Source organism: Klebsiella sp. BIGb0138, from assembly GCF_004342285.1.
Lineage (GTDB): Bacteria > Pseudomonadota > Gammaproteobacteria > Enterobacterales > Enterobacteriaceae > Klebsiella.
This window is the reverse complement of sequence record NZ_SMCV01000013.1, coordinates 129,127-139,081: the sequence shown is the minus strand read 5'-3', so window position 1 is coordinate 139,081 and position 9,955 is coordinate 129,127. Positions and strand designations below refer to the sequence as shown.

The 9,955-nt window shown below is 52.7% G+C and carries 17 protein-coding genes; all 17 read right to left on the bottom strand.

What is annotated here, in order from left to right:
- Positions 1-1,400 (bottom strand): terminase (locus tag EDF73_RS23930; protein WP_132731492.1); only part of this gene is annotated, 1,400 nt, incomplete at its 3' end.
- 1 nt (position 1,401) lies between these two features.
- The gene (locus EDF73_RS23925; protein WP_132731491.1) at positions 1,402-2,034 is read right to left on the bottom strand and encodes a terminase small subunit; all 633 of its coding nucleotides are present in this window, start codon (positions 2,032-2,034) and stop codon (positions 1,402-1,404) included.
- A gap of 321 nt (positions 2,035-2,355) precedes the next feature.
- A complete protein-coding gene (locus EDF73_RS23920; RefSeq protein ID WP_132731490.1) occupies positions 2,356-2,715 on the bottom strand; it encodes a hypothetical protein in 360 nt (119 codons plus the stop codon).
- Between the two features lie 16 nt (positions 2,716-2,731).
- A complete protein-coding gene (locus EDF73_RS23915; RefSeq protein WP_114264798.1) occupies positions 2,732-3,076 on the bottom strand; it encodes a hypothetical protein in 345 nt (114 codons plus the stop codon).
- Positions 3,077-3,198: 122 nt separating this feature from the next.
- Positions 3,199-3,429 carry a hypothetical protein gene (locus EDF73_RS23910; protein ID WP_114264797.1) on the bottom strand — a complete coding sequence of 77 codons (231 nt, stop codon included), beginning with the start codon at positions 3,427-3,429 and terminating at the stop codon, positions 3,199-3,201.
- Entirely contained in the window at positions 3,426-3,893 is a 468-nt protein-coding gene (locus EDF73_RS23905) for a glycoside hydrolase family 104 protein (protein ID WP_132731489.1), read from the bottom strand. Before EDF73_RS23905 ends, EDF73_RS23910 begins: the two co-directional genes overlap by 4 nt.
- Before the next feature lie 343 nt (positions 3,894-4,236).
- Positions 4,237-4,686: a conjugal transfer protein TraF gene (gene traF, locus EDF73_RS23895; RefSeq protein ID WP_132731488.1), complete on the bottom strand. Its 450-nt coding sequence runs from the start codon at positions 4,684-4,686 to the stop codon at positions 4,237-4,239.
- Positions 4,687-5,232: 546 nt separating this feature from the next.
- A complete protein-coding gene (locus tag EDF73_RS23890; RefSeq protein ID WP_132731487.1) occupies positions 5,233-5,922 on the bottom strand; it encodes a bacteriophage antitermination protein Q in 690 nt (229 codons plus the stop codon).
- A complete protein-coding gene (locus EDF73_RS23885; RefSeq protein ID WP_132731486.1) occupies positions 5,919-6,059 on the bottom strand; it encodes a YlcG family protein in 141 nt (46 codons plus the stop codon). The genes EDF73_RS23890 and EDF73_RS23885 overlap by 4 nt, the downstream gene beginning before the upstream one ends.
- Positions 6,056-6,418, bottom strand: a complete 363-nt coding sequence (rusA, locus tag EDF73_RS23880; RefSeq protein WP_165905788.1) for a crossover junction endodeoxyribonuclease RusA — start codon at positions 6,416-6,418, stop codon at positions 6,056-6,058. Before rusA ends, EDF73_RS23885 begins: the two co-directional genes overlap by 4 nt.
- Complete coding sequence (locus EDF73_RS23875) at positions 6,415-6,705, bottom strand: DUF1364 domain-containing protein (RefSeq protein WP_132731484.1); 291 nt, start codon at positions 6,703-6,705, stop codon at positions 6,415-6,417. The genes rusA and EDF73_RS23875 overlap by 4 nt, the downstream gene beginning before the upstream one ends.
- Positions 6,698-6,868 (bottom strand): NinE family protein, encoded by a 171-nt coding sequence (locus tag EDF73_RS23870; protein ID WP_132731483.1) that lies wholly within the window; start codon positions 6,866-6,868, stop codon positions 6,698-6,700. Before EDF73_RS23870 ends, EDF73_RS23875 begins: the two co-directional genes overlap by 8 nt.
- On the bottom strand, positions 6,849-7,316 hold the full coding sequence (locus EDF73_RS23865; RefSeq protein WP_132731482.1) for a recombination protein NinB: 468 nt from the start codon (positions 7,314-7,316) through the stop codon (positions 6,849-6,851). Before EDF73_RS23865 ends, EDF73_RS23870 begins: the two co-directional genes overlap by 20 nt.
- Positions 7,317-7,514: 198 nt before the next feature.
- Positions 7,515-7,772 (bottom strand): DNA polymerase III subunit theta, encoded by a 258-nt coding sequence (locus EDF73_RS23860; RefSeq protein WP_132731481.1) that lies wholly within the window; start codon positions 7,770-7,772, stop codon positions 7,515-7,517.
- A gap of 78 nt (positions 7,773-7,850) precedes the next feature.
- On the bottom strand, positions 7,851-8,120 hold the full coding sequence (locus EDF73_RS23855; protein WP_132731480.1) for a hypothetical protein: 270 nt from the start codon (positions 8,118-8,120) through the stop codon (positions 7,851-7,853).
- Positions 8,113-9,333: a DUF551 domain-containing protein gene (locus EDF73_RS27875; RefSeq protein WP_243655257.1), complete on the bottom strand. Its 1,221-nt coding sequence runs from the start codon at positions 9,331-9,333 to the stop codon at positions 8,113-8,115. Before EDF73_RS27875 ends, EDF73_RS23855 begins: the two co-directional genes overlap by 8 nt.
- Complete coding sequence (locus EDF73_RS23840; protein ID WP_132731479.1) at positions 9,330-9,845, bottom strand: hypothetical protein; 516 nt, start codon at positions 9,843-9,845, stop codon at positions 9,330-9,332. Before EDF73_RS23840 ends, EDF73_RS27875 begins: the two co-directional genes overlap by 4 nt.
- Positions 9,846-9,955: the final 110 nt, after the last annotated feature.

Genomic DNA, 9,955 nt, shown 5'->3' with positions numbered 1-9,955 from the left:
AGGCAGCGAACTAGCTTGTTCTGCCCGGTTCCGCGGGGGATTTCTCTCACCGGGATAGCGAGCTGACCGGGTGTCTGGCTACGTTTTTTCAGCGTGGTGATGAGGCCCTGACCGGCCTGCTTCTCCTCAATGGCCATATGGCGCAGCGGCATAACCCGCATTGAGCCAGACAGACGCCATTTCTCCCAAACCTCTTCCGCTTTCTTCAGGAGGTCCTCCGGATCCCATCGACCGCGGACGACATCGATGATGTAGAGATTCCCGTCCACACCCATGCCAGCCAGTGTAAATACGGTGTAATCCAGCCAGTCCTCTACCTTTCCGCTGTTCGTATCGACGTACACGGCGCGATGCGTAAGCTTCGGCAGGTTGGTGTATGTTCTGAACCAGCTTGTGTCGATGATCCCGCCAGTCAGCGCCATCGGGTTTTGCTGGTATTGCGACAGGAAGGTATAGCGATCCTTTTCCCACAACTGCAGGAGGTCGTTGACGTCTTCCATCTGCGGCCAGTAAGACCAGTAGCGAACGCCACCCTCGACCACAGAATCGGTATCTTTGACCGTCTCCCAGCAAAGCGATCGCCATGGCTCATCGAGCGACTGGATGTACTTCTCGTCGATCATGGCCGGTATGGCGACGTGATGGAACTGCACACCCATCCCACCTGAAATCATGAAGCCAGTTGCGTCATCGGTGTGCAGGCGCTGCTGAATGCTTACAAATGGCGTCGGGTGCTCTTTCGACTTATCGCCGCGGCGTGAGCGAATGGTGTTTACCAGCAGCGTATTCGCGCTTTTGCGTCGGGACTCGCTGAGCATGTCCACCGGCTTGTTGTAGTCGTCCAGCATCACCATGCCGGAAAACTCTGGTCCGTAGTAGCCACCACGACCACCGGTGATCTGCCCGTTGCTTGAGCGCGATACCGTCTGGCCTATAGAGCGCCCTCGCTCGTCCTTTATCTCCCACTCTTCTGCCTGGTTGACACCAAACGAGCAGGGCCAGAACTCCTGATATTCACGGCTGGCGATAATGTCACGGGTGCGCCGGCTGTTACGCTTTACCAGCGTGTCAGCAAAAGAGATATTCAGGTTGCGAAAGCGTTTAAGCCGCTTCTCCTGCACCAGGGCGTTGACATACGCCGGGAAGTGAATGGAGAAGAACTCAGTTTTCGTACCGCCTGGCGGGATGTTGATAATGAGGTTTCGCGGGACAAGACGCCCGGCAAGCAGATCATCAATTTTCGAAGCCATCAGGCGGTGATGCCAGTTAACCAGCAGCCGATCGCCCTGAATCAGCTCGAACCATATTCGGGTGAAGTTCAGGAATGACTTCGTGGACTTTGAACGGATGATCACGCGCTCCGGGAATGACAGGTCATCCCATTCGATAATTCCGCTCATATCAGTCCAGCCCTTCTAACCTTCCCTCCAGCTTCTGCTGGGCCTTCGCATAGTCTTCAGCGGTGTACGTCACCTGATTCAGTGGGCCGCCGTCTTTACCGGTCAGCTCGGTTTTCTTCGGAGCGTCCCAACCCTGCATTTCGGCAAGCTGCTTAATTGCCGCTTTGGGATCGTGCATCTTCAGCTTGATGCCGTCCTTTCCCGTAGTTAGCTCAGAGATTGCACTCATTGCGTCAGGGTCCTGAAGAACGGAATCTTTGAAGCTCCACACGGCCTGGAACACAGGATTGCCATCGTCATCTTCGCCAACGACGCTGTTGCTGAACTCGGCTATATCGGCGATGGATGTTCGACCCATCTTAGAAAGGCGCTTTAACGCCTCCTCTCGGGTCATGATTGCCTCGTCGACAATCTCGCCCTGCACTGATTTGAGAAAGGCTTGCACACCAAGATTTGTAAAGATCTGACTCGCCGAGTTGCGAATGGCTTCTGGCGTCTTAGCCTTCCCCTTCGCAGCCTTATAGGCGTCCGTCTGGTTCTTCCCTTTGATGATTGCAAGTGCGAACCTTTTTTGCAGCGGAGTCAGAGCATCGAAAAGCTGCTGCTGATCAGCTGTAAGCTTTTTCGACGCCATACAGAATATTCCTCTGGGTTGCTCGAATACTTACCGGGGAATTTTTTGATCGGTAAGTTGTGAAACTTATATAAAACTCTGTCAATGGCGCTTTTAACGCACCATTTGCAGAACTTTATAATTACGCCTGCTTGCCAATTACAGGGACAATCCGGATACACTTCTTAGTGAGCCAGCCCCAGCGCAAAAGCACTGAAAGGATGAGCAGCGGCTTCATGTATGGGCGAAGCTTAATTTCCGCCATTAGGATTCCAGTGGTGCGCATATGGCTTACCTCGTTGTGACATTATCGAGCCACCTCTTGAAGTGGCTCTGTAATGCCTATGCCGTTGCTTCAGCAGCCGTTTCCGTGGTGCCCGTGTCGCCCTTCACATCATCAATCACGCCTTTCGCAGTGTTGTACAGATCGACAACGGAATCGATGAGCGCGGAGAAATAATCCATGATTTTATCCCACGCTTCGCCCAGGGCTTCGGCAGCCACCTGTAGTGTTGCCAGCACCAGCGCTTTTTTGGTCGCGCCAGCAGCCTTCAGGCTGGCATAGGCTTCTTCCACTTTTACGATGGCCGCTTTCATGATTTCCAGCAGTTTTTCGCCGTTTTCATAAACGCTGACAACGCCGGATGCGATAGCGGATACGCCGGTCACGATAGTGGCCAGGGTGTTAACAGTGATGCTCATTGGGTGTTGTCCTGTTTCAGTTGATAATACCGCTGGCGCGCAGCTGATTGAGGCAGTCTGCGGTGTTATCGCGGAGGATTGAGTTATAGGTGTAGACGCCGATGGTTTTAACTGCCCACTCCTGCTGAGTAGCGATGTAAGCACGCAGTACAGCAGTGTCAGTAGTTTTGTCACAGTCTGTACACTCCGGGTAATCGGGCAGCTTCTGAAACGACTTGCTTTCCTCGCAGTTAACGACCGGCTTTGTCGTTAGCGCGTCGGATTGCGTCGTTAATTGCTGTTGTTCGCTCTGACACGCTGCCAGCATTACGCACGCGCTCAGCGTCAGCAGAATTCTGCTTAGCGGCTTCTGTAGTTTCATCGTCGATGCTCTGTGAAGTGGTTCGGGAGATTTCCGCGCCGGCGCGGGATGATTCGTTAATGACGGTTTTCTGCTCTTTCTCTGCGTTGCCTTTTCTGGCACCAAAGAAAGCCGCAATCGCACTAATTATCGCGCTGAGTATCGACCACATCTGATTTCTCCTGGAGAATGACGCGACCAATAACCCCGCTCACGAAGATCACGCCAGCGACCGTCACCTTTACCCACATCGGGAATTCTTGACCGAAATACTTTTCGGCCTCGGCCATTGCCAGCGGGACTGAAGTGGCGAGAATCAGCGCGTGGGTGGAATACCATCGCCATGCTTGCTTCCAGTTATCGACGAGAGTCATGCGACTTTCCCCCCGAATTTTTTAAACATCGCCACCAGGTCAGCCATTCTGTGTTCACGCTGGTTGTAGCCAGCACCAGGGAAAGAGGCCCATATGTTCGAGCACTTCTGAATGGCGACTTCAATGCGTCCGGCCAGCACATCAGCGTACGCGCCCTGTTCTTTGATTAACTGAACAGCCACGGCATCCTGTGAATCAGGGGAATAATCGGGGAGGCTTAACTTGTCACGATAATGCGGCCAATATTTGCCCAGCAACTGATAGCGACCGGCAGCCGTCGATTTGAGTCCTTTCCGGTTTACGGTCACCAGGATATTGGGATGCGTAGAATAGTTAGTAAAAATGTGTGGGGAGTTGATGCCGTCAACGATGACGTCATAGCCGTTGTTTTTGGTGTAGCGGCTTGTGCTCGTGCCTTCCGCCCACGCAATCACGTCAAGGAATGCTGAAATATTATCTGGCATTATCACGCCCCCCATATCGCATCTTGCTATCACGCTCTTCGCGCCGGTCCCTTTTGCGCTGGTAGTAGACGTTAATGCCAAATGTGAATATTGCGAGAATGAAACCGCCCAAGGCCAGCCACTCGTTAAGCGACATGCTTCCGGCAATAAACGTTGCCCCTGACGTTGTGTACGCAGCGGCAGTGGTAACTTTGTCTGACATTGTTTTCATCTCTCACCTCGCTTTGTTTGCGGGTGCTGTGTATGTTTGAAAGGGGCAGGGCCGTCGGGATGGATTTAACAACGAAGCGTGTCGATGGTGATTCCCGCGGGCCTGAAATAGAAAAACCAGCCCGAAGGCTGGCTAATGAGGGTAACTGGAATCTGGTTCAGGGCTCTCGCGTATGAGCTTCTGCGTGTTGTGCGGCACGCTTTCACTCAAGAACCCTGACCGGATTGCAGAAACGAAAAAGCCACCCGAAGGTGGCTCACTGTTCAGCGTCAGAGGTATACCTACCTTCGCTTTTAATGCAGCGTTATCATCTTTCAGACGATCTACTTGGTTTCGCAACCTTTCGATTTCCTTATCGGTGTTGTCTCGGTCGCGCTGAAGACCTTTGATTACTTCACCTTGGGATGCCTGTACTTCTTTTGAGGCCTGAACGGCCGCCTCAGTCTCATCGACGGTATTAATCAAACGAACCGTCAGAAATGAAACAATGGTCATTAGCAGAACGACCATAGCGGTTAGGATCCAAACCTTCACACCGGAAGCAGAATTATCAGAGGCTTCTATAAGAAATTCCTTATGCATAGCAAAAATACCCAACGCGCGGCCGCGACGTTAGAACCATGGGTATTTTAACTGCATAAGGCTATGAAGATCTTCGAAAAAAATTAGATGGTAGTTTGTTTGGTTATTTAATGAGCGAAAACAGCCAAATTCCCCATGCAGGGATGATAAGAAACGTCATTGTGTAAACGACTGCGGGCTGTAATTTGTTCAAATTAAATTTCCTTAGTAGGCCTTTTGTGTGCTCTACAACTCCAACCTACATAAAGAATCGGATCCACACAAGAGAAAAAACACTACTTTTTATCAAATTAGTCATCGGCTTTACTTGCCGAAATATTACCGTTTAGGTAATCGATGGCGCGGCATTATACGGTTTTGACGTAAGTTATCAACATAATTCACCCTAAAAAACAGGCGATATGTGCTCTCGCTAGGTCAGTTTGAACGTTTGGCGCTTCTATAAAACAGCAAAAGCCCCGACGTTTCCGCCAGGGCTCTTTTTATTCTTCATGCCGCCACTTAAAGTTAAGGCAGCATATCAAAGTAGATTCAAATATGACGCATTTAATCCAGTTTTGCAAGACTTACGTCTAAATTTGTCGCCTTTTGTTGTGAACGTGATCGCGTCACCTGCAAAAGTGCATCACTATCCAGCCCAATAAAGATGCCTATCATCGCCTCCCAGCGCGCTGTGAAGGTTTCCGACCAGTTCTTGGGGGTCACGCCCACCATAGCCGCAAGATCCGCGTACTGATACTGGTCACGTCCTGCCAGCCCCGCTTTCGCATCCTGCGCCGCCAACCAGATAAGCTGACGCAGGCGATCGACCGTTTTCTTTGCGATGCGCACGCCGGCCAGTTGCTGGCTGAACTGATCCCACGCCCACCGGGTTATCGTTTCCTGATGCTCCCAACGGATATTGTCGCTGTAGTTCCAGAGCAGCCATGCTTTCTGGTGATCGTCGAGCGACAGAAGTGCGCGGCGCCAGGATGCCGTGGAATACTCGACAGGCAGCACCAGGGCAATCGCCGAACCTTTGGCGCGCGACTGGCTTCCGGCCATCGGAGGGCTATCAGGATTTACCATGCGCTTTTTCTTAGGGTCATAAACTTTCTTACGTCCGCGGCTGCGTGCCGTTGCCTCAAACATCGCGTTTTCCGCAAAGGCTACCAGTTGCCCTTTCGTCGCACCGCTCAGATCTGCAGTAGCTACTATCAGCTGCTCACGCACGTACTGGAGGTATTGAGTGTTCATGCTGTCTCTCCCAGGGTCTGATAGATGCGGACAAAGTTTTTCAGTATTCGATAGTCGGTCATCACCGTTCCGCGGTGCCGGCAGAGGCGGAGCTTTTGCCAGCGCTCCCGGATGCGCTCGATTACGTCCTGGTTCATGCGGCCTCCAGTTCGGTGATGAACAGGTCAAGTCGTCCGCCCTTCACGATTGGCATCCGCTTAACCCGATAGTCGTCAACCTGCTGGTCATCCAGCCAAAACCCGGATTTAGTCAGCGCGTCAAAAGCAGCCTTTTGCAGATTGTCCAAATCCCGGCGACGACGATCAGGCATGTGACACTCAATATGGATCTTCACAGGAGTGGTAATGCCGATATCCAGCATCTTGTCTTTGATGATTTGGGAAACGCTGTCACGATAGGCCTGCCCTTCGGCGCTGATATGTGTGCGCCCGCGGTTATGCCGGTAGTAGCGGTTATTGCTCGGAGGCCATGGTAATGAGATGCGATATTCACTCACGCTTTCACCTTCCCTTCTTTCAGCCAGATAACCTGCGTGCGGGCCATACCCTCCAGCGCGCATTCCTTCGCATATTCCGCATCTACCAGGTGGGTACGGCGGTCAATTTCGTCATGGCAGGATGAGCATGCGATAGTGGCGATCAGGTCTGGCGGCTTGATGCCAGTGCCGCACAGCCCGGCGATGCGGATATGGGCCAGGACAGTGGTTTCCGGGTTTCCATTGCAGATGCCGGGTATGCGAACCTGACAATCACGACCGCGAGCAGCTTTGCGTAAATCAGCCATTTGTCCTCCTTGCTCTCAGGCAGAGCCACTTCTTATCGACCAGGCGAGCGGTATAGCCGAGCATCGTTGGGATGTCAGAAGGCCTAACCTCTTCCTTGCGCTTGCGAGGGCCGGAGGTGCGAAATATCGAGCGCTCCATGACTTTAGCGAGTGGGCTGTGCATGCGACGCCCTCCAGTCCTGAGCCCATGCAATGCGGCTATTGGACTTCTCGCTGAATTTCACATTGTGCTCGGTACCGAACCAGAAAATAGCTTCGATAACCTCAACCATATAGCGCTTGCTGGACTGGGATGTACGCACGCCGAAATACACGCGGCCGCCGTTAATCCCTGGCGCAGACTTCTGCTCTTTCTCCGGGGATTGCATCTGACTTACCAGGACGGTGATGAGGTCTTTCCACTCAGCAGATTCTAGTTTTTCGCCATACCAAACCACCTGATCGCTCAGGTCCTTCAGTAAGGGCCACATCATACGATTCTGCTTGTCTGTACGGTTTTCTTCGCGGGCTTCGATAATGACCGGGAAGCGGCGATCGGCCTGCAATGACCGAATGAAGTTGACGGCGTTTTGTTTAACGCTGTCGTTGATGAGGCAGAATTGTTGCTTCACGCTTCACCTCCGCAGAGGCCAAACGCAGAATGCAGAAAATCGCCGGTGACTTTCGCCATCGGTGACAGGTGTTGCTTTGAGGTTTTGTTTTTGTGCGCCATGTGTCCCCACTTGGCGCCGGAAAGTCGTGTCAGTTGTTCAGGCTGACAGTGAAATTATGACGGGGAGTCAGGAGAAAAGCAAAACCTCATATAGTGATTATTTTTTCTCGTTTTGTGCCGCCATCTCGATGTAACGCGGATCGGATGCCCGCGGCAACTGGATGCTCTGCTCCCGGTAGTAGCGCACGCGCTCCATGAAATAATCGCGCAGGTGTTCTGGCTGCTCTCTGGCGACAACTTCGGCGACGACTGGCATGTTCAGGCGCTCTTTGTATGCGACTCCGGAGGCTGCCAGGTCGACATTAACTTTGTCCTGCTCTTCCAGGCTTTTGGCTGCAATGTTCCACTTCGACATAAAAAATCCCCTCGGTTGATGGAGGGGATTATATATCACTACCGGGTTAGCTGCGCGGCTTTGCGTTCTGCTGGGGATTTAGGCATGCTCCCGCTCCTTCTGGTGCTCGTCTTCATTGCTGAAGTCGTCGCCGTCGATAGGCATCAGTTGCCACGGATAGTAAGTCACGTAAGCTTCAGGCTTCTCGCATAGCCAAACAGGTGAGTTGGCTTTAGCGCAATACTCTTTACCGTTGAGTGTAAATCGTCCTGGATAAACTAATTTAAGGAGTGTAACCACCATTCCCACCTGTTCTGGCTTTGTTGAATTGATAACCAATGCCAGCCCACCTGCGCGTAACTCAGCCATGATTCACCTCCTGCGGTGCGGCTGGAAGCGGCATCCAGTGGGTAACCTGTTTGAGATGGAGGTCGTTCCCGTCACCGTCATCCCATGTAGGATTGCCATCATCAAACCAATCAGCATAAATACCCACTTGCGTATTAGGCTGGCAGGGAGAGTAACGCTTTCCACTGAAGTCAGCGGCCAGAACGTACTCACGCTCCGGCATCCGCTCGCTTACCGGTATCCATCCCGCTAACTCAGCGCAGATTCTTCCCATAGCTTTGCAGCCAGAGCATTCGCAATCTGGTCGATAGCCGTGATCGATTGGGCTTTGCGCCGGAGAGCCGATGTTTTGCTCCGGGCGGAGTCCAGAATGCACCGGAGAGTTGCCTGCATTTGGATGCAGGCCGCGAATGCCTTCGGCCAATTCTTCTAGGGTGGATGAATATTCACGCTGGGCATCATTACCGAACTCAAAAGAGCCCGTATCCGGGCCGTGTCGACCGTGTTCGCTGTCGTATGCCTCACGCTGCTGATCTATCCATTTTGCGGCGGCTTCAATGCCATCGCGATAGAAAGTGACTACCGGCGCTGGCTGCGCGATAAGCGCTTTGAAGTCTGCAATTTTCTGCCGAAACTCTGCTTTCTCCTCTGGTGACAGCGCTGCCATATCTGATTCGTATATGGCCCTGCGCGCAAGGGCGGCAAGCATGGTACTGGTTTTAATGCCCTTGCCGAAACGCAATCCGGGCTCTAAAAGCACGGAGCATGGCAGTCTTTCAGGGTATTTAGCACTTACTATTGGCGCCGTCAGATTAGCGAAAACAACTCGTAATCCGGTCTTAATCTCTTCCACTTCGTCAGCCCCCAGCATGCTATCGGTTAGCGCATGGTGGAATGCATAGGCCATATCATCGGTTACTGTTATCGGCTCGTTTGCTGGCGCTGGCTGCGCGTGGCGATAGAGCGGTTGTACATTCTCAAATTCAGCCATCCAGTAATGGCCTATCTTTTGGCTTACAGTTATCGCTGGTATGCCAATGTCGTTATTGTTGTGCATCCACGCCACCGGATCGCTGTCCACCACTGGTACGCAGGCAAGCACGCGATCTGTTAGCTGGTTCTGCGCCTCTTCTACGGTGTTCGGGCCACCTAACTCTGTGTGAATTTCAACGACCCCGGCGAAGAAGTCGGCAATTTCGCTCTGTATGATGTCTCTGGTTAATTTGCTGGTCATTGGTTGGCTCCTTCTGCAGCCCGGTTAACTATCACGCCGTCATAAACCTCTTTCAGGTGTCCGCGCAGGTCCATCCGGCGCAGGGCGCTGTACATGTAATCGCACTCGGCCTGTTTGTTGGCCTGAAACGGCTTATGCTCCCGAGAGCACCACAGCGCGCTTCCCGGCCAGCCGTGGACTTTGTACACGCGCCCGTTCCTGACGTGCAGCAGTCCCCAGCCCGTCGGCAAATCAGAAACATCGATAAAGCCAGGCTCGGCCATGAAAAAGCGCCAGTCGCCCATACCCTCGCCCGGCATTCTCCTGAATGGCTTTTTCTTATCAGCCAGAAAGTCAGCGCGGGAACACTTCACCTCAATCAGGCAGGAGGCCAGGTTACGGAAGCCGATGGCATCAGGCTGTTCGCCGGTGCCAACGTAGGCGACAAAGCGGTCGTGAAACGTCACCTTGAATCCGTTGTTTTGCAGAAAGCGGCAGGCTATCTGGCAAAGCTCATCGTGTGTCAGTGCCATTTACGCGGCCTCCCTAAACAGGATTGACTGCCGAAAACCGATTAAGAACCAGAGCCCATCGGCGCGCTGACTCATCTCGTACCAGTCTTCCTCGTTGAGGTCTGAAACGA

Excerpts from the sequence above, each read along its gene's own strand:
- EDF73_RS23925 (WP_132731491.1), bottom strand. The coding sequence starts at position 2,034 with ATGGCGTCGAAAAAGCTTACAGCTGATCAGCAGCAGCTTTTCGATGCT.
- EDF73_RS23920 (WP_132731490.1), bottom strand. The coding sequence starts at position 2,715 with ATGAGCATCACTGTTAACACCCTGGCCACTATCGTGACCGGCGTATCC.
- EDF73_RS23915 (WP_114264798.1), bottom strand. The coding sequence starts at position 3,076 with ATGAAACTACAGAAGCCGCTAAGCAGAATTCTGCTGACGCTGAGCGCG.
- EDF73_RS23910 (WP_114264797.1), bottom strand. The coding sequence starts at position 3,429 with ATGACTCTCGTCGATAACTGGAAGCAAGCATGGCGATGGTATTCCACC.
- EDF73_RS23905 (WP_132731489.1), bottom strand. The coding sequence starts at position 3,893 with ATGCCAGATAATATTTCAGCATTCCTTGACGTGATTGCGTGGGCGGAA.
- traF (WP_132731488.1), bottom strand. The coding sequence starts at position 4,686 with ATGCATAAGGAATTTCTTATAGAAGCCTCTGATAATTCTGCTTCCGGT.
- EDF73_RS23890 (WP_132731487.1), bottom strand. The coding sequence starts at position 5,922 with ATGAACACTCAATACCTCCAGTACGTGCGTGAGCAGCTGATAGTAGCT.
- EDF73_RS23885 (WP_132731486.1), bottom strand. The coding sequence starts at position 6,059 with ATGAACCAGGACGTAATCGAGCGCATCCGGGAGCGCTGGCAAAAGCTC.
- EDF73_RS23875 (WP_132731484.1), bottom strand. The coding sequence starts at position 6,705 with ATGGCTGATTTACGCAAAGCTGCTCGCGGTCGTGATTGTCAGGTTCGC.
- EDF73_RS23870 (WP_132731483.1), bottom strand. The coding sequence starts at position 6,868 with ATGCACAGCCCACTCGCTAAAGTCATGGAGCGCTCGATATTTCGCACC.
- EDF73_RS23860 (WP_132731481.1), bottom strand. The coding sequence starts at position 7,772 with ATGTCGAAGTGGAACATTGCAGCCAAAAGCCTGGAAGAGCAGGACAAA.
- EDF73_RS23855 (WP_132731480.1), bottom strand. The coding sequence starts at position 8,120 with ATGGCTGAGTTACGCGCAGGTGGGCTGGCATTGGTTATCAATTCAACA.
- EDF73_RS27875 (WP_243655257.1), bottom strand. The coding sequence starts at position 9,333 with ATGACCAGCAAATTAACCAGAGACATCATACAGAGCGAAATTGCCGAC.
- EDF73_RS23840 (WP_132731479.1), bottom strand. The coding sequence starts at position 9,845 with ATGGCACTGACACACGATGAGCTTTGCCAGATAGCCTGCCGCTTTCTG.